This window comes from Oceanobacillus chungangensis, assembly GCF_003369565.1.
Classification (GTDB): Bacteria; Bacillota; Bacilli; order Bacillales; family Amphibacillaceae; genus Oceanobacillus; species Oceanobacillus chungangensis.
Window position 1 is genome coordinate 23032 of the sequence record NZ_PIOD01000026.1, and the last position, 17810, is coordinate 40841.

Here is a 17810-nt window from a genome sequence, read left to right on the forward strand (position 1 = left end):
TATTATGCAATTATTGATTTACAAAGATCTTTAGTAACGTAGCTGTAGGGTAAGATCAATTAAATAAAAATTGAGTAGGTAATGCCGTTGGAATATATCACAACACAATTAATAATTTCAATTAATAATTTATGTTATTGTAGATATCCACTCCATAGATAAAAAGAACACCAGTCCCTACAGCCCAGATAACTATACTGATAGTTTGCCAAAGTATAATATTCTTTTTATTTGCTTTTGCTATTATGCAAACTAATGCTCCAATATGATTTGTTCCTATTATTGGTCCCAAAAGTGAAATCCCAGGAACTCCGTATTTATTGAAGTATGTCTTTGCTTTTTGAAAACGTCTATTAATAAAGCGGTCAGAATTAATCCTTTCTTTTTCAGAAAATAAAGACCTAATAAATGAAGAAAATATTATTACAGCCATAACAGACAGCCAGTTGGCAGTAACCCCTACTAAAACTACTAGAATAAAATGTAGGTCTAAAAGCACTCCGATTGGTACAGCTACGAAAGCCTTAAGAAAAGGCACAAATCCAATAATAAATACTGCTATATATTGATAAATAACGTTTACTTCTTCAACCATTTGAAGAATTTCCTCAATCAATGCTAAACCCCAAAAAATTGCGTAACAAGAAAGTGATGATTTCTATAGTTTCTATGTTATTAACGGCTATTATCTTTATAGGTGCGTTTTCGTATGTGTTTTATTATGAAACAGTTATTCCGTATTCAGAAAATCTAGTTAAAATTGAAATGCAAAATGATAATCAATTGGTTTCCCATTATTTTGGTGAAAGCTATGCTAGTGTTAACGAAACTCATCCTATGCTACTTGAAATTGACGGCGAGCAAAAGAATGTGAGTTTTATTTATTATACAAAGACAATTGCTGATTCGCCTTCAAGAAACTTAATTAATAACAAGAAGAATCTTAATGAACAGGTTTATATCTGGAAACTTTCTGAAAGTGAAAAAATTGATGCTGTGTACTATGTAAACTTTGATGTAGAAAAAATCATTGCTGGAACAGATTCTTGGGATTAAATTTTAGACCGTGCTGTATTGATATGGAAGAAGTAACAATTATTAACTTATGCAATTATCTGGTGCATATCTTAAAGAAGAAGAAGTACCTATTTTGTTAAAGTCATTTAACTAAAGGGAAGAAGAGTTAAAGAGAGCTTAGTTTCCTAAGCCCTCTTTAGTTCATCAATTCTATCTTGAATTGTAAAATGGTGATAAATTGTCAAGGCAATAACCGTGATACTAAGAGCACTAGATAAAATTGTACTTCCAACAAGCAATCGGTTAGTTCTTAAATTAGCCATTTGGATTCACCTCTTTTTACTTTGTTTGATTTGTAGAGGATAACTAATATATTTAAAGTACCCAACTAAACAAAAATTAACCCATGTTGTAATAATGGTAACCCAACATTTAAAAGAGGAAAATCAGTTTAATTAGAGTAATGAAATGGTGCACTTAAACTGATGCGTTAATTATAGAAGGGATAACGATATTTTATGTAGAAGTTATTGTACTACAGTCGCAGTTTATATTAAGTAAAAAATTTGGTAAATCGTAAAGGAGTGTAAATATGGATAGTTTTAGGATTGGTGATGCTATATTTCAATTGTTAAATCTTGGATTTCTATTGCTTATAATCGTACTAATCGTAAGTTTTTTCCGTTCTTATATTAAACGGAGAAATCAACTTGATAGTTTAGAAAAGAAAATCGATGATATAAACGAACAAATAAAAAAAGGTAATAATTAATGTTTTTTATGGAGACGTACTTAGAGGAAATAAATTGTTTACTATTGTAAAGAATTCTACTTAACGTATCTGGTGCATTACCGAAAGGAAGACAATGCATTCAATGATGTATTGTTTTTAACATTGATTATTTAGAGGTGAGGTTTATGTTACACAAAGCTTTTAATTTTGGTCTTTCTATGACTATAAGTGGGTTTGTAATGATATTTTTTGCAAGAATTATATCCGATGAAACTCTTGCTGGAGTGGCAACAGATATAGATGGCTTTTTTGGTATTTATGATAGTAGTGCTTATTATATACCTTTTGCATTTTTAATTATTGGTTTTCCATTTGTTATTATAATTCCATTGATTTGGTTTTCTAGATGGAGTAAAAAATAAGACTAGTGTTTTGTTATTTTGCTTCTATCTGTTGTAAATTTATACCATCAACTACAACATCGATAAACCTTAAAAGTCGGCCTAATTAAACAAACTGGTGCAAATAAACAGAGCGATCTTGAAATAAATGGTTCCGTTGCGAAGTACAAAATTATATTAGCACTATAAATAACACTCGAAATAAACTATAATTTTAAAATGCAAATAACTAATAAAATAGATGCTAAATTAGCTAGGTTTCGTTATAATAAATGACGGGACCTTTTTTGAATTTTTTTCAGAATAATGTGTTATATAATAAAGTGAATGTTTAAATTAAATAAAGTTTGTGAAGAAACGTACTTAAACTATTGGGGCAGGATAGTTGAAGAACAAGTTGAATAGAATTTTATTTTTTTATTAGAACCCCTATAAATATTATCTTAAATCAAGGAGGAGGTGTCGATCCAAAAGTGTGATGGACGTCTTGTTTGTCTGGTTAGAATTGTAGTTCAATTAGTATCTTCAAAAAAGATACTTTTAAAAATTAAAGTAATCTACAATCATTTGTACGATTAAAAGAACTGTTACTAATCTAAGAAGTGGTTTTACATGTTCCGTTTTTAATTTACGAGCTAATCTTACTCCGAACTGTGCACCAACAATGGATCCAAGCATTAATGCTATGGTAAGTGGCCAGAAAATTTTACCCGTTGATATGTAAGTGATGGCAGAACCAAAGCAACTTGCAAAAACCCCAACTCTTGCTAAGCCAATTGCTCGGATATATGCAATTTTTTGGCTTGCATATAAATACATCGCAAGTGTACTGCTTCCTGGCCCAAACATTCCGTCATACATTCCTATACCAATTAGTGCAGTTCCTGATTTTTTATTTGCATGAAACTGTTCAGTTCCATCAAAATTACCTGTATTCATGAAGGAAGTTACAAATGCAAAGCTTAATAAAATGATTGCAATAATCGTTAGGGTACTTCCGCTTAAAAAGGAAGCAATGAGTCCACCTAAAATACCTCCTCCAAGACAAAACATTAGGACTAATAATGCTTCTTTCGTGGAAACTTCTTTTCTCTTTAATATGACAAGAAAGCTTGAGAGTGAACTGACAGTATTGGAAACCTTGTTTGCACCGATTGCTGAATGCACGGGTAACCCCATAAGTAACATAGTGGGTAAGCTAATCAGTCCCCCTCCTCCGACCAATGTACCGACTACATTACCTATAATTCCAATCATAAAAAAGATGACAAATTCCATTGAACAACCTACTTTCAAAATTACACCATAGATTCATTTTACCACGTATAATCTTTGGTATGAACTCTAAATGAAGCAACTTTTTTAAGGGCTAATTTAATGAATGAGCACATCAAAATTCGATGAATGGAACGATGAGGTAGAAGAATTTGAATTAATGATAAGTAAATGATATGGAACATAATTTTCGATATGTTTTTTTAATTCAACTAAAGGTTAACGGTTTTTTTAATAACAATCTTCAACAATAGGGCGCTTTTCTAAAATAAAAAGAGCGTCATTCTTCATGAAAGGGCCATTTAATTGAACAACACCTTAAAGGAGCTTGGATATTTATGTTAGAGTTTAGATGAGATTGTGAAAAATTGTACTTAAACTCCCTCAGATAGATTCGATTTACTCGTAAATGCTCGCTTATTCGCAGGATTTCAAACCACTTTTCAGTACATGAACGGATAATTGGAATCAGAGTCGATAATAAAGGCTTCATGAAGGCATGCGGGAATAGAGGAGTTAGTAACTCCAATTTTTTATAAGTATCCTGCACGTATTCTCCACGCCGACCCTGGAGGCTTTCCCTCCCATTTCTCAACGGGTCCAATGCCCTCTCATTCCTTCATCATGCCTATCCAAAGGGTGGAGGCTGGTTTTGCTAACGGTATGGGTCTGTGCCCTTTTGTTTAAGTATTCCAGTACTCTGTGCTTTCTTTGAGATCCTACGAATAAGCCAACATTCACTATAATACTAATATTGATGTTTAGTTAAATTCTGTCTTATTAAAAGGGTCAGTTATGCTGCTATTGATGCTAAGGGTTGCATTTTTTCAGGGCAATAAGGTTCATTATTTCGGGCTATCCCTACTAAAATTCTTGCGAATTTGCCAACCAATTTCATAATAGATTTCATTTTTTTCATCTTTTTCACTTGGACATTGTAGGCATGTAATTCCTTAAACTCAGGGTTGTTTGCGACTAGACTCATAGTTGCTAAGAACAAGTTACGCCTTAGCCGAGATCTTCCACGTTTAGAAATGACAATTTGTCCTTTCCATTTACCTGAGCTCGCCTCTGCTAAATTTAAGCCGGCATGTCTTAATAGGGAGTTCCCATGTGCAAATTTACTTAGATCCCCAGCTTCACCTATGATGCCACCAAGTGTAATTTCAGTAATCCCTTTAATACCAAGTATTCTATTGGCGAATGTAATCTTTTTAAGTGCATTCATTGCTTCCTCTTCAACCTTTTGGAGTTGGCTTGTTGCGAGGTCAAATTCTTCCAGTAATTGTTCTAGGTGGAGTTTATAGGCATCAAGAGCTTGGGTAGTACCTACAGTTCTCTTGGCTAGTTGAATCAGCTTTTTGGCTTTCTTTAAACCGGGTTGTCGTTTCATTAATGTTTTCCACCCATCAATAATATCCTCGGCTTTCATCGAACGAAGTTCGACTGGTGTGGGGAATAAGCGAAGCGTTGTGATTGCACCTTTCCCTTTTACATCTTTAAACACTTCTCTTAGTTCAGGAAATACTATATCTACCCAGCGATTTATTTGGTTAACGGAACTGACAAGTCGTTTTACGATTACATCACGGTTGGACATTAGAACTCTTAGTGTTTCGAAAGCCTCCGATGTTGGGCGAATAAATGAATAGTATCCGTTCTTCACCATGTCAGCGATGACGAGTGCGTCTTTTTTATCACTCTTAGACTGTGTGTTATCTCGATTTTCTTTATTCTTTTTGACAAGGTGAGGATTGACGGTCACCACATCAATTTCATGGTCATAAAGCCACTTAGATAGGTTTAACCAGTAGTGTCCGGTAGGTTCCATACCAACTATTTCTGTACGATATCCTTTTGAATCTTTTAATTCGTTCATCCATTCTTGTAATCTAGCAAAGCCTGTTTCATCATTTTCAAAAGTGAGGGGATTACCAATCACTATACCTCTGTAATTTACAGCACGAGCTACATGGAATTGTTGTGCGATATCGACCCCAACGACTAAATGTTGGTCTGATATTCTTTCTATCAGTTGATTTTGTTTATCTTGCATTTTATACTTCATGTAGAGCTTCCTCCTAAGATTGATTTGCTTGTGTGTGTAAATTCATCTTATCGAGGGGCTCTATTTTTTTCAAACCTGAAATTTAACGTTCTACAGGAATGCTAAAGGGGCAGTTTAGTTGAAGAAGACATAATAATGACAATGAAATAATAATATCTGTATAGTATGTCTAACTACTTTAAGGGAGGCTTAAATATGGAGGAAAGTTTAATTATTGATTATGAAGAACGACTTCGAGAAGCGATGCTAATTGGGGATGTTAATAGTCTTGACAATCTGATTAATGATAACCTTATTTTTGTAAATCACTTTGGACAAATATTAACGAAGGAAGCCGATCTTGAAGCACATCGTTCTGGAGTATTGAGTTTTACTGATATCAAAATTTTAGACCAAAAAGTGATTCTATTAGAAAATTCTGCTGTAACTGTAACACGTGCTGCTTTAAAAGGGTTATTTGGTATAGAGCCAATTGAAGATGAAATGTGTTATTCACGGGTTTGGCAAATGAATGGAGATAAATTAACAATCGTGTCAGGCCATTGTAGTTCAGTTCAGAAATATTTTTTTATTAAAGTAACGGGATAAAAGATTTCATCGTTTTTTTCTATATAAATTACAAGATTATATGAAAAGAGGGAACAGATGAAAACAAATTGGCTTTTGAGTAGTAGTGCAGTTGTGATGGGGTTTTTTGGGTTAGTTGGAACCTTTCTTCCCGAAGAAATTTCAAACATTTTAGGGATTTCTCCTTTACCAATAACTAAGGTTCTAATTCAAATCATTGGAGGACTATATTTAGGGTTTGCAATGTTAAACTGGTTCACACGTTCTGCCCGGATCGGTGGTATCTATAACAGACCTGTCGTATTGGGAAATCTTATTCATTTCATCGTTGTCTTTTTTGCTCTAATCCGACAGCTGATGGAGCAGTTTAACTTCATATTCGTTATTTTGACATTCATATATTTTGGATTTGCCGTATGGTTCACATTTTTTATGCGCTCGAATCCTGTTACTAATAATGTAAAGAAGTCTGTATAGCAATAATTTGCGTAAACAAGAATTTATACTGGGGGTGGTCTCTATTTAAGGTAATTAAGGTTCATCAAGCTGAACTGGTTTACACCTTCCGCACCGAATCTAATCTGCTTCCTTAATTTAAATACATTGTTTTACAATCTTATATACTCCAACAAAATAAGGTATATTATATTTGGTGCCGTGGCATCTTTACTATTTTTCCACATCTCGCTTTTGTGGAAAAAAATAGAATTCTTAGCTAGATAAAGTAGGATTTTCTTCTTCACTAACTGGTGCGATTCTTCAATAGGAGGAATCGCTATTTTTTGTTCAAAATAAAAGTGTTAGTTTGAATTGACTTTTTCCTATGTATAATGTAATGTATAAATTGCGTATGTTAGATATATATTGCTAAACGTGGGTGAAGTAAATGAAAAATAATGTGAAAATAACACGAATCAAATTGTCGATGACTCAACAACAGTTAGCTGCACGAGTGGGAGTAACCAGACAAACAATTGGACTCATTGAGAAAGGAGAATATAATCCTAGTCTTCAGCTTTGTATTGCAATTGCAAAAGAACTTAATAAAACATTAGACGAATTATTTTGGGAGGTAGAGTTGTAGTGAAATCTTGGATATCTTTTTTAATACCAAACGATGAATATAAGGAAAAAAAGATGTTGTATTTTTTCTCTGAAGGAGGATTGTTACTTTTCCTTTTTCTTATTGCGATGATTATCTGCAATAAATATTTTATTTTAAACGTAGAAACAGTTCTATTGTCGTCCATAGCTATCTTTCTCTTTTATGTATTTGGAAGGTATATAATATCAGGTATTGAATATACAGATATTGCAACAGAAAGTTCGTATAAGAGAGAATTAAGAAGTATTGTAGTGAAAACAAGTAGTTTTGTAATTTTATATTCGTTGTTTTATGTTATTTATTTTGGTTTACCAAGCAACATAAATGAATGGATTGAAATAATCGCATTATTAGCAGGTGTTGGCCTTCTTTGGTTTTTCACTAGCTACATTTCTTTAAAGCGTTCCTATTATAAAAATAAGGAATTGCTATAATCAGAGCTTGTGAATAAATGTTCTAAAACTATCTGGTGCATTTCTAAAAGAAGGAATTGCATTGCATCTTTGCTCAATCAACGCAGCAAGTTAATGTAAAAATAAATTGTAGACTATTCTTTAGTATACTAAGATAGGAATGTTATCTAATGAATGAGACTTTATATATGATCTTATTTTATTTTTTTTTCGTTCTAGTATTGATAGTTATAGTCTCGCTTGTAATACTGTTGATAGGAATATTTAGATGGGGAGTAAAAAAGAGGAATTTCCCGACTAAACGATTACTGGTATTTTTAGTTTTGTTAGGTATATCAAGTGTTCAATTCTATAATCAGTATTATAATCTGAACTACTTACCAGCAGGTGAGCTGAACGCAGTGTTTCCGTCACCAAATAAAACACATACCATTTCACTGGAATATATGGTATGAATTCAAAGGCTGTGTTAGTAAATACAGAAACTAAAAAAGAGAATGCCATTTACTTTAATTGGTATGATTATGACCCGCAAGTAAAATGGGTTAGTAATGGTATTGTAAAAATTGGAAGAGAAGAGTTGTCAATTCATCAAGATACTTACGATTACAGACACGATTCCAGTTCACTTCGTACCTTACCTCCTCAAAGGGTAATGCACTAGATAAAGGACAATATCTATTCTTCAACTAAAGGGTGCAAGAGTTAAACAAGTGGATCGACATAATTGTCGGTCTTTCTTCTTTTGTCATCCTACTCTAAACTTCCAATCTGGTGCTTATCTAAAAGAAGGATAAGCACTCTTTCTTGTTGAATTTATTTAAGAGGCAGCTAAAAAAATGGATTGGAAAGGCAGGTCTAAAGTACTTGTTACAGTTTGTTCAGAATGTGGTCATATATCGATGAAGGCGGAAAGACCTCATATATTTAAAGTTAAATGATAAACAGTCTTGACAATTTTTGATGATTATTAACTAAAAAGTAATCTTTAGGTGTTATTTTAATTAGCAAGTGGTATGTAACTTTAATCCCTCTTAACAAGGTGTGAAAAATTATGAAATTATATTTACAGAAGAGGAAAGTACAACAAAAATATAGAGAGGAGCTAGAAAAAAACAAAATATAAAGAAACATAATTTAGAAGTTTTTATTGTTTTCTCATTATTATTTTTACTTCTTCCATTCATATTTATTAATGAGAGTAATTTTGTTTCTAAAGACAATTCAGTAGAGGATATATGGGTTAGTATTATACCTGAAATTGATGGAAAATTAGAAAAGTCGTTCTCCAACTATACAGGGATTGCTATTGATTTTAATCCAAAACCTATAAAAATTATAGTGAAAACAACCGCTTAATATACAATTCCTAAGTTTTACTGTTTATAAAGAAATAAAAAGTTAGGGGATGATTGGATGATTAAAGGAATATATGAGTTTGCTAGCGAAGAACAGTTGAAAAAGTATGCAGATCTTGCTGTCCGGATGGGAGTAAATGTGCAAAAGAATCAATTAGTGATTATTCATAGTGACATAGAAAATGCTGCGTTTGCACGTCTAATTCAAACAGCAGCTTATGATGCAGGAGCTTCAAATGTAGTTATGGATTGGACAGATGAACAGTCTACCAAAGATTTTTATTTACATGCTGCAGATGATGCCGTCGACCACTTTCCAGACTGGCAAGCTGCACGCTTTAAAGAGTGGAATGATGCGGGTGCTGCTTACATCCATATTATTTCTGAAAACTTAGATGCCTTTAAGGATGTTCCCACAGAACGGATGAGCCGCTTCCAAAAGGCCTCTCGCACCAAGTTGAAGGCTCATAACGCAAAGATTAGATCCCACGAGATACGCTGGTGTCTTCTGGCTGTCCCGCACTTCACATGGGCAACTAAAGTATTTCCTCACTTAATTAAAGAAGAAGCTCTGCAATTGTTATGGCAATTAATCTTACGTGGGGCTCGGGCAGATGGGGAAAATCCTATAAAAGATTGGGAGAGTCACAATAGAGCCTTCGAGTCTCGAAAAAAAATCCTAAACGAGAGCCAATTTGAAGCCCTGCATTTTACAAATAGCCGTGGAACTGATTTATTAGTTGGTCTACCTAAAAATCATCTCTATATCGGTGGGGGTGTCATAGATAAAAATGGAATACCTTTCTTTCCAAATATCCCTACGGAAGAAATATTTACTGCTCCCCATAAAAATAAGGTGAGTGGCAAATTGGTAGGTACTAAACCTCTTATCTATGGGGGAAGTGTCATAGATGAATTTTATCTAATTTTTAAAGATGGACGGATTACCGACTATTATGCCGCAAAGGGACAAGAAGTGTTACAAAATCTCATCGAAACAGACGAAGGTTCACATTATCTAGGTGAAATTGCCTTGGTCTCTAATAAATCTCCTCTTGCTCAGGCAGATACTCTTTTTTACAATACCTTGTTTGATGAAAATGCGGCCTGTCATATTGGAATCGGAAATGCATCTCCCTCCAATATTCAAAATGGCATTGACCAATCTGAAGAAGAGTTGAAGGCAGCGGGTCTGAATACTTCACTTTTGTTAGTCAATGTGACCTTTGGTAGCGAAGATATGAAAGTAGAGGGCATTAAAGAAGGTGGAACTGAAGTCCTGCTAATGAAGGATGGGGATTTCCAATTCTAATCGTCTACAACTTAAATACAGAGAAAACTGATTTCTGATGGATTATATTTAGTGCTAGTTATAGTGAAAACATACTGGGCAGCTTTCTGTAATAAATGAAGATTATGGGTTATGTTTGTGAAAGGATGTACTTAAACAAACTGGTGCTTTAACACAATAAGTAGATCGTCTATACGACGGTCTATTTTTAACGAAAACAGTAAGTTAATGGAATAGGATATGTTAAAATGGAAACAGAATATTTTAATTGTAAAAAAAGGGGTGTTCAAGGTGAAAAAATACCAAAGTATATGTGTTTCTTGTTTATTTCCTGTTTCTAATTTTCCTTTTTATTTTTTCATTTGAACACAAAAAACAAAGAGTTTCTCAGCAAAGCCAAAGAGCTATACATATTTCTTATATATGGACACTATTAATGTTTTTTGTTCTATATTTCTTATTTTAAGCAAATCTAAAGGAAAATTGCTCAATAATAATTAATTACAACGTTAAATAGATTTTTCACTAACTGGTGCATTAGTTGAAGATGAAATCGAATGGCAGCTATTGTGCTAAAGGGGCAGAAGAGTTGAAGAAGAATTTGTAGTAATTAGATCGAATTTAATATATAAATTAAGGAATTTGCTTAGAGGATGTGATTAAATGCAAGATATATTGCAAGATTTTTTAGAAGTTGAGATTTCTGAGCAAGACTCTTATGACGGACTTATTCGCTTTATATATTCTGGGAATATCAGATGTGGAGAATATGAATGTAATCAATTTGTTGTAAAAAAATGGACTTATTAAACTTTATCGTTTTTGAAGAATATGTAATTGATGAAAAGAGAGAAATTCATAATTCATTTTCCGTATCCAAAAGTAATCTACTTAAAGCGATTAATAAATATGCCAAGAAACAAGGATTTAAAATAAGAAGTTTTATTGGGCTAATTAGTGAAGTACTAATTTTATTATTCAACTGTCGGGGCAGGTTAGTCATAGAATGAAATAATCCTAATTTAGTTAAATTTATAAGTAATTGGTCATAAAGTGACGTGTCTTTTTAATGCTATATGCAGTAAAAATATGGGGTAAAGAATTAAAATGTGATATATGTTTGAATGTAAAAAATAAGGTAATTGCAGGTTATTTGGAATGATATCTAACGAAGATGATATTGATGACGTGAATATTACTATTAGTCCTATCTCAGAAATATAGGAATATTTTTCACTAACTAGTGCATTGATCCAAGGAGGATTAACCACCTTTTTTATCAGCCTTTAAATACCGTCTAAAAAAGGTTGCAGATAATAATTATAATAATTCTTATCATGAGTTAATTAAAGAAGATGAATCTTTAAAGTCGTTGTTAAAAGTCTATCAAATCGAAGTACATGACATATACAAAAATGATTTACCAAATATTCCAGAGTTCATAGACTACTTAAATTCTATATTTGCTGATAAAGAGATAAATCCAAAGCATTTACTCAAGAGTTTAAGGAAACAATCAATTCATAAAAATCTTTGTAAACATCTTTTGAACCAGTTGGAAGGACAGTAATTACCTTAACTAATGGGTGCAATACTTTAAGAAACAGGAAGTGATAACATTGAACTTATATCTTCATAATTATTTAGATGTGTTTAAAAGGAACTTTATGTTGGTTGTTATGGCATTGGTATTATTGGCTGTAACTTTCTTTATATGGGCTGGAGTTCCATTTTTTATAATCGGAAGTTTAGTGGCAGAATTAACCTCTAATTTTGTAATTATTTATTTATGCATTTCACTATCAGGAGGATTTCTCTTTTCCTTCTATTTTGTTCCATTCAATTTAAAAGTTGCTGAAAACATAGGTAACATAAAGGGTGATAGTGTAACGATATATTTTATGTATTTACAAACATTATGGATAATAGTAAGTTCTCTTATTTTTGGCATAGTGTTGATCTTGATGAATGTTCTTCAACTCTAGGGTGCAAGAGTTACACAAGGTGATCATATTTGGTCGCCTCTTTATTTGTAGAAAATTGAGTAAATTTTTAGGGATATCATGGTATTATATTCAGGTATAGAGATATTGAGCCAACAGTGCAGGATAGTTGAAGAAGGAAAAGTGAATTGACAATAAATGACGTGTCATCTATTATTAAGGTGTCATAGATGACACGTCATTTAATTTAAGGGGGGAAATTATGAAAGTACATATTCTACATACTGGTAAAGTGCATATTGATGAAGCATTGGCTTATAAAAAAAAGAGTTTGCATCCTATACCATATACAGGTTGGTTAAGGGGGGAAGAAAAGAAGATGTGGGTTCCAGTTTCCTCTTATCTTATAGACCATCCTAAAGGTCTTATTTTAGTTGATACGGGGTGGCACGAAGAGATGAGAACCAATTAGAAAAAGCATTTGGGTCGTTTAGCTTATTCTATGTATAGAGGGATGCTGCCAGAGGGGTATTCCATTCTTGATAACTTGAATACTTTAGGAGTTAAAAGTAATGATATCGATTATGTATTATTAACGCATCTTCACTCAGATCACGTTAGTGGTTTGAAACACCTTTTAGATGCAAAGAAAATACTTACAGGTGAACTAGAATGGAAAGCAGCAAACAAAAAAATTGGCTATATAAAAACAATGTGGGAAGGTGCCCCAATTGAAACGTTTCACTTAAAAGATATACCATATGGTCCATTTAATAAAGGACTTGATTTATTTGGCGACGGAACACTATATCTAATTCATACTCCAGGTCATACTGATGGAATGTTTTCTGTATTGGTTAAAATGAACGTAGGATGGTTGTTGTTAGCTAGCGATGTTGGATATTCGAAAGAATCCTGGACACAAATGATACTGCCTGGTGTTACTACTAATAAATCTTACGCAAGACGGTCATTAGAATGGGTGAGGGATTTTTCCAGTAGGGAAGATTGTATACAAGTTATTGCCAATCACGATCCCTTTATTAAACCAAAAATTATTGAATAATATAAATGGAGAATAGCAAATGGAAAACAAATTTAAAGAAGCAGAAAAATTTAGATATTTAATATTAGCATCCCAAAGACAAGGAAATAGAATTTACAAGGATTTGTTATTTGAGATAGGGGTTACACCCTCCAAAGCTGAGGTAATTAGCATTTTAATGAAGTACCAACCAATGTCTTTAAAAGAATTGGGAGCAATGTTAATTTGCGAATCAGGAAGTCCTTCAAGATTAGTAGAGAGGATGGTAAAAGATAAACTTGTTGAACGAGTTAAAGAAAAAAATGATTCTCGATTTGTTCGACTCCAACTTACAAGTTTAGGAATAGATAAATATAAATTGATAGTAAAGGCAGAGAATCAAATGTATAAAATACTTGAGGAAGTCTATACAGAGGATGAATTACAGCTTGCGAATCAAGTTTTAAGTAGATTTTTATTGGAATCTCCATTATCCTCAAATCTTATAAAACGAGGTTACATCCACAAATCAAGGGATAACATGAAATAAGTTGTTACTTTGAATAAGTTATAGTTAATGGCGGTTAATTAAACTAAACCAGCTAATAGTTGTCAATATTGGCGAACAGTTTAGTTGACGAGAACTAGGCCCCAATGGTGCGTTAATTCAAAAAGGATTAACGCTATTTTACGTTCATGTTCAAAAACAGAAATAGTTGATTTTGAAGGTAAAATTGATAATTGGAAAGTAATCTATACGGTAGAAATACTCGATGAACAAAGAGAGCATACAAAAGCAGAAATAGAATATATTGGTGAGAAACCTATTCCAGACGGCGAAGTTAGTTACATTATCGAAACGGACAGCGGAAAAATGGCAGGTAATACTTCATTAGATGATAAAGGTGTAATAGAAATAGGGGCATAGGCAATCTTGCAGTGAGTGTACATTTATCGTCGATGAATCTGAAATTATAAAAGCAACTATAAGTTGGAAAGAATACCCGGAGGAACTAAAACTAAACAGCTATTGTGCTAAAGTGGCAGGATAGTTTAATAAGAAATCACAAAAGGAATGAGCATTTATCTCTAAAATAAGATTAAACGGAGATGTGAGATGCGAAAAGTTTATCTAGATAGAACAGAATTAACTGGAGCCATAAATTTATTTTAGAAGATACAGAGATTATACCAACAGGTACAACAATTTATTCTATGAGTGTTTATCATAAAAATGAGGAGTACCAAAAATATGCTAACGATTATGATATTCAATTTATCTTTGACGATGATATTCCACATTTAGAATTTAATACGGTTCCATATGTAGATATTATGGCAATAGATAGTAATGGTGGATTTATCGGAACTGTTGGTCAACAATGTGATTTGGAAAGTGACGCACCAATTTGTTATATCAATAGGGATTTGGAGTGCTAGATAATTTCTGAAAACGGAGGAGATTTTCTGAGTAATATAGAATCATGGCAAGATAACTTGAAACTCTATGATAAAATTACCGTTTATCGTTCGAAAGTAGAAGCAGAAATAGAATTAGAATTTATCGATTTGTCTGTCTGATAGTCCTCCGTCATTATAAATTCATATTGAATTAATTGGTTCGATAGTTAAACAAGAAGGTCGTCTGGTACGATCTTTTTCTTTAATCTACACTTACAGAAAATTATGGTATTATTATTTTAGGTTCTTAAGCTACCATGAAAGTTTACATCCGAAAATGCTAAAAAAGACAAGATTGTTGTGAATGTACCCAAAAGCCATTATAGACATAAAAACAAACTTTCTTCCTTTTTGGTGAAGCGCTGATTTTGCGCTTCATGAATGGCTAACGGGGCAGATTAGCTAAATAATTAGTTAACCAATAGGGGGATAAGAATGGGGTTTGTTTATACTATAATAGTTATTTTGTCATCAGCAGGTTTCTTATATTATTTGGCCAAGCCAGATAAGAATTCTAAAAATCAAGAGGATAATGACAAAGTCTAAGCGTTTTTTCTAAAGAGTATTTTCACTCTTCAACTAATTGATGCGTTTCTGCAAGAAGGAATTCGCACCCTTTTGTTGAAGTGTAGGAGCAGGACTGTTTAATAAGGAGGCAGTGAAATGGGACTAAAAATCGAGATTTATGAAATAATCATTTTTATGCTTGTATATGGCGGTCTGTTTATATATATATTGCGCTCTATTTCTTCAAAGAACAAAACGATAGCTTATATAAAGTCAGCATTTCTAATAATTTTATATATTTTTATTGGTACTATTATTTGGTTTACCTATAAAGCGGAAGAGTATCATATTAACAATCATAGCGGATTAGAGCCAATTAGTGTTACCAATGAAGCAACGCTTGTGGTAGTTGGTTTTAGTATCTATAGTATAATTCTGTTATTATTTGGCATTCATTTAAAAAGAAAGAGACATTCCGTAAATACATAATAGTTCTAATACTTAATTTTGCATGCTTGAAAGTAAAAACCTTATTTAACAATATGGTGCATTAGATGAATAGAACAACGCTGTTATAATATGCGTTGCTCTTTAATATTCTAGAAATATTTTCTATAAAACTCTTGCCGTAGTCTACCACGTAGTTCTGCATAAATTCTTGTAGTTTCACTTTTTTGTGGTCCAGTAGACTTTGAATAACTTCTAGAGGGCACCATTATTTAATAGGTGCGTTGTATAACTATGCCTTAGCTGGTGAGGGTGAATGGTTTTATTTATTCCCGCTCGTTTAGAAATACGTTTAATTATATATCTCATCTGAGCAATACTCAGTCTATGTGGAGAGCGTTCTGTAACAAATATTGCTGAATCGTTATCGTATCTGCTATCTATATATTTCTTTAGCCAAATATCGCAACGGATATTAAAGTACATTTCTTGTTCCTTATCTCCTTTACCACGAACAATGGCAGATTGATTTCCCCAATTAATACTATTTCGATTCAAAGAAACAATTTCTCCTATTCGACAACCAGTAGAAAACATAAATTCAAATAAACCTTTTTCCATTGGAGAAGAGCAAGCGTCCCTTAAATATTCGATTTCTCTTTCAGTAAGGAATTTCGGAATCCGTTTCCAACCCTTGGTTTCTTTGTTTTACTAGCAGGATTTAACTCTATGATATCTTCCTCGTGTAACCATCCAAATAAGGAACGTAGAAATCTAATACGATGTGACAAACTTGAAAGCTTTAAGCTATTACTTGATTCAGCTAAATAATTCTTCAGTTGTAGAGTTGTTATCTTATTAATATTGATATTTCCAAAGTAATCAATGAGTAGCTTTGCTTGAATCCTATAAGCATTTAAAGTTTGTGCTGAAAAACCCTCAATTTTCTTATCTGCCTCATAACTCTTTGCAGCATCCGATAATAACATAATTGTTCACTCCCGAAAATATTGTTATCAACATCATTTCCACACAGTTGAATAAAATAATTTTTTAAAATATTCAGCCGAATCGAGGGGGAGTTAATGTTAAAATCAAGATGTGTTATTGAACTAAAGGGGCAGGATAGTTGAAGAAGACTTTGAAATACTGAAACCTTAAATTTAATTATTCGTATATTATTACAAGAATAAATTAGGAGGAGAAAATTTGGATAAGGCTTCTTTATTTAAAGGTGCAGAGAGATTTGATGTAAATGCATTGGAATTTGAATTACTTGGTGGGTTTTCAAATAATGTATTTGAATGCAACAGAAATGGTGAACGTATTATATTAAAATTTTATCCCAGTTATTTATATAGGAAAGACTCTATTATTGCAGAATTAGATTGGATAAGATTTTTACATTCTTCAGGAGTTTATGTAACTCGCCCTCTTTTATCAAATAATGGAAAATATATAGAAACTATTAAGATAGATATTGAAAAAGAATGTTATGTTTTAGCATTTGAAAAAGCAAATGGATCTTTCAACAATGTTAATGATGCAGAAACTTGGAACAAGGATTTTTATTATATTTGGGGAAAAGCACTTGGCAAAATACATTGTTTATCGAAAAATTACAGTCCCTTAGATAAAAATATAAAAAAGCAAGAATGGAATATGGGGCCTTTATTTATTGATAATTTTGATGAAGTTAATAAAGGAGTATTTGAAAAATGGGAGAAATTTGTCATCGAACTTAATAAACTACCAAAGAATAAAAGTGGATATGGAATGATACATAATGATCTGCATCAAGGAAACTTCTATGTACATAATAACAAAATTATCTTATTTGACTTTGGAGATTGTGAATACAACTGGTTTATATATGATATTGCAATTGTTTTATATCACGCTGTTCAAACTATCGAAGAAAATGATATTAAAGGAAGAGAGGAATTCGCACATCTATTTATAAAGGCTTTTTTGAAAGGTTATTTAACCGAAAATAATCTTGATTCATATTGGCTTTCCAAATTACCATTTTTCCTGAATTATAGACAGATTTTCTCCTATATTTATTTTTCAAAGTTTCTAAATGAGGAGCAAAAATACAATAAAAAAGTTAAACTAAATGCAATGAAGGAAAAAATAGAAAGTGATGTACCCTACTTAGAAATTCATTACAAAGATTTCTTTTAATCTTATTAAGCTA

The 17810-nt window shown here is 32.4% G+C and carries 20 protein-coding genes and 1 pseudogene; 17 read left to right on the forward strand and 4 right to left on the reverse strand.

All coding sequences use genetic code 11. From position 1 onward, the window contains the following. Positions 1-121 precede the first annotated feature (121 nt). The gene (locus CWR45_RS18400) at positions 122-616 is read right to left on the reverse strand and encodes a small multi-drug export protein (RefSeq protein WP_115751317.1); all 495 of its coding nucleotides are present in this window, start codon (positions 614-616) and stop codon (positions 122-124) included. 95 nt (positions 617-711) lie between these two features. On the opposite strand from CWR45_RS18400, the gene CWR45_RS18405 reads away from it, so the two are divergent. From CWR45_RS18405 to CWR45_RS18415, 3 genes are all read left to right on the forward strand, one after another. Then, positions 712-1056: a hypothetical protein gene (locus tag CWR45_RS18405; RefSeq protein ID WP_245975469.1), complete on the forward strand. Its 345-nt coding sequence runs from the start codon at positions 712-714 to the stop codon at positions 1054-1056. A 553-nt stretch (positions 1057-1609) separates the two neighbouring features. Beyond that, positions 1610-1789, forward strand: a complete 180-nt coding sequence (locus tag CWR45_RS18410; protein ID WP_115751318.1) for a DUF4083 domain-containing protein — start codon at positions 1610-1612, stop codon at positions 1787-1789. A gap of 146 nt (positions 1790-1935) precedes the next feature. Then, positions 1936-2172: a hypothetical protein gene (locus tag CWR45_RS18415; RefSeq protein WP_115751319.1), complete on the forward strand. Its 237-nt coding sequence runs from the start codon at positions 1936-1938 to the stop codon at positions 2170-2172. Between the two features lie 519 nt (positions 2173-2691). On the opposite strand, the gene CWR45_RS18420 is transcribed toward CWR45_RS18415, so the two are convergent. Together CWR45_RS18420 and CWR45_RS18425 are read right to left on the reverse strand one after the other, a co-directional pair. Beyond that, positions 2692-3429, reverse strand: coding sequence for a sulfite exporter TauE/SafE family protein (locus CWR45_RS18420; protein ID WP_115751320.1), 738 nt, complete (start codon positions 3427-3429; stop codon positions 2692-2694). Positions 3430-4219: 790 nt separating this feature from the next. Beyond that, positions 4220-5494, reverse strand: a complete 1275-nt coding sequence (locus CWR45_RS18425) for an IS110 family RNA-guided transposase (RefSeq protein WP_115751321.1) — start codon at positions 5492-5494, stop codon at positions 4220-4222. Positions 5495-5689: 195 nt separating this feature from the next. On the opposite strand from CWR45_RS18425, the gene CWR45_RS18430 reads away from it, so the two are divergent. The 13 genes from CWR45_RS18430 (at position 5690) to CWR45_RS18495 (ending at position 15652) form a co-directional block, all read left to right on the forward strand. Further along, positions 5690-6082, forward strand: a complete 393-nt coding sequence (locus tag CWR45_RS18430) for a nuclear transport factor 2 family protein (RefSeq protein WP_115751322.1) — start codon at positions 5690-5692, stop codon at positions 6080-6082. A 57-nt stretch (positions 6083-6139) separates the two neighbouring features. Then, positions 6140-6538 carry a multidrug DMT transporter permease gene (locus CWR45_RS18435; protein WP_115751323.1) on the forward strand — a complete coding sequence of 133 codons (399 nt, stop codon included), beginning with the start codon at positions 6140-6142 and terminating at the stop codon, positions 6536-6538. Positions 6539-6947: 409 nt separating this feature from the next. Further along, entirely contained in the window at positions 6948-7145 is a 198-nt protein-coding gene (locus CWR45_RS18440; RefSeq protein WP_115751324.1) for a helix-turn-helix transcriptional regulator, read from the forward strand. Then, positions 7145-7600: a DUF3278 domain-containing protein gene (locus CWR45_RS18445; protein WP_115751325.1), complete on the forward strand. Its 456-nt coding sequence runs from the start codon at positions 7145-7147 to the stop codon at positions 7598-7600. Before CWR45_RS18440 ends, CWR45_RS18445 begins: the two co-directional genes overlap by 1 nt. A gap of 430 nt (positions 7601-8030) precedes the next feature. After that, entirely contained in the window at positions 8031-8243 is a 213-nt protein-coding gene (locus tag CWR45_RS20555; protein WP_115751327.1) for a DUF5412 family protein, read from the forward strand. A gap of 752 nt (positions 8244-8995) precedes the next feature. Next, on the forward strand, positions 8996-10249 hold the full coding sequence (locus CWR45_RS18460; RefSeq protein WP_115751328.1) for an aminopeptidase: 1254 nt from the start codon (positions 8996-8998) through the stop codon (positions 10247-10249). Positions 10250-10891: 642 nt separating this feature from the next. Continuing rightward, entirely contained in the window at positions 10892-11038 is a 147-nt protein-coding gene (locus tag CWR45_RS20200) for a hypothetical protein (protein WP_245975470.1), read from the forward strand. 1395 nt (positions 11039-12433) lie between these two features. Further along, positions 12434-12643, forward strand: a complete 210-nt coding sequence (locus tag CWR45_RS20205; RefSeq protein WP_245975471.1) for an MBL fold metallo-hydrolase — start codon at positions 12434-12436, stop codon at positions 12641-12643. A gap of 9 nt (positions 12644-12652) precedes the next feature. After that, positions 12653-13237 (forward strand): N-acyl homoserine lactonase family protein, encoded by a 585-nt coding sequence (locus CWR45_RS18475; protein WP_245975472.1) that lies wholly within the window; start codon positions 12653-12655, stop codon positions 13235-13237. Between the two features lie 19 nt (positions 13238-13256). Beyond that, entirely contained in the window at positions 13257-13745 is a 489-nt protein-coding gene (locus CWR45_RS18480) for a MarR family winged helix-turn-helix transcriptional regulator (RefSeq protein ID WP_115751330.1), read from the forward strand. A gap of 84 nt (positions 13746-13829) precedes the next feature. Continuing rightward, on the forward strand, positions 13830-14123 hold the full coding sequence (locus tag CWR45_RS18485; protein WP_115751331.1) for a hypothetical protein: 294 nt from the start codon (positions 13830-13832) through the stop codon (positions 14121-14123). A gap of 287 nt (positions 14124-14410) precedes the next feature. Next, the gene (locus CWR45_RS20210) at positions 14411-14635 is read left to right on the forward strand and encodes a hypothetical protein (protein ID WP_245975473.1); all 225 of its coding nucleotides are present in this window, start codon (positions 14411-14413) and stop codon (positions 14633-14635) included. A 684-nt stretch (positions 14636-15319) separates the two neighbouring features. Further along, positions 15320-15652, forward strand: coding sequence for a peptide ABC transporter permease (locus CWR45_RS18495; RefSeq protein ID WP_115751332.1), 333 nt, complete (start codon positions 15320-15322; stop codon positions 15650-15652). Between the two features lie 110 nt (positions 15653-15762). On the opposite strand, the pseudogene CWR45_RS20215 reads toward CWR45_RS18495, so the two are convergent. Then, positions 15763-16599, reverse strand: a pseudogene (locus tag CWR45_RS20215) (tyrosine-type recombinase/integrase). A gap of 220 nt (positions 16600-16819) precedes the next feature. Between CWR45_RS20215 and CWR45_RS18510 the strand changes: the two are divergent. Further along, positions 16820-17797: a phosphotransferase enzyme family protein gene (locus tag CWR45_RS18510; protein ID WP_115751334.1), complete on the forward strand. Its 978-nt coding sequence runs from the start codon at positions 16820-16822 to the stop codon at positions 17795-17797. Positions 17798-17810: the final 13 nt, after the last annotated feature.

Bases quoted from the DNA above. Each gene is read 5' to 3' on its own strand.
- CWR45_RS18410 (WP_115751318.1), top strand. From the start codon at position 1,610: ATGGATAGTTTTAGGATTGGTGATGCTATATTTCAATTGTTAAATCTT.
- CWR45_RS18415 (WP_115751319.1), top strand. From the start codon at position 1,936: ATGTTACACAAAGCTTTTAATTTTGGTCTTTCTATGACTATAAGTGGG.
- CWR45_RS18420 (WP_115751320.1), bottom strand. From the start codon at position 3,429: ATGGAATTTGTCATCTTTTTTATGATTGGAATTATAGGTAATGTAGTC.
- CWR45_RS18425 (WP_115751321.1), bottom strand. From the start codon at position 5,494: ATGAAGTATAAAATGCAAGATAAACAAAATCAACTGATAGAAAGAATA.
- CWR45_RS18430 (WP_115751322.1), top strand. From the start codon at position 5,690: ATGGAGGAAAGTTTAATTATTGATTATGAAGAACGACTTCGAGAAGCG.
- CWR45_RS18435 (WP_115751323.1), top strand. From the start codon at position 6,140: ATGAAAACAAATTGGCTTTTGAGTAGTAGTGCAGTTGTGATGGGGTTT.
- CWR45_RS18440 (WP_115751324.1), top strand. From the start codon at position 6,948: ATGAAAAATAATGTGAAAATAACACGAATCAAATTGTCGATGACTCAA.
- CWR45_RS20555 (WP_115751327.1), top strand. From the start codon at position 8,031: ATGAATTCAAAGGCTGTGTTAGTAAATACAGAAACTAAAAAAGAGAAT.
- CWR45_RS18460 (WP_115751328.1), top strand. From the start codon at position 8,996: ATGATTAAAGGAATATATGAGTTTGCTAGCGAAGAACAGTTGAAAAAG.
- CWR45_RS20200 (WP_245975470.1), top strand. From the start codon at position 10,892: ATGCAAGATATATTGCAAGATTTTTTAGAAGTTGAGATTTCTGAGCAA.
- CWR45_RS20205 (WP_245975471.1), top strand. From the start codon at position 12,434: ATGAAAGTACATATTCTACATACTGGTAAAGTGCATATTGATGAAGCA.
- CWR45_RS18480 (WP_115751330.1), top strand. From the start codon at position 13,257: ATGGAAAACAAATTTAAAGAAGCAGAAAAATTTAGATATTTAATATTA.
- CWR45_RS20210 (WP_245975473.1), top strand. From the start codon at position 14,411: ATGAGTGTTTATCATAAAAATGAGGAGTACCAAAAATATGCTAACGAT.
- CWR45_RS18495 (WP_115751332.1), top strand. From the start codon at position 15,320: ATGGGACTAAAAATCGAGATTTATGAAATAATCATTTTTATGCTTGTA.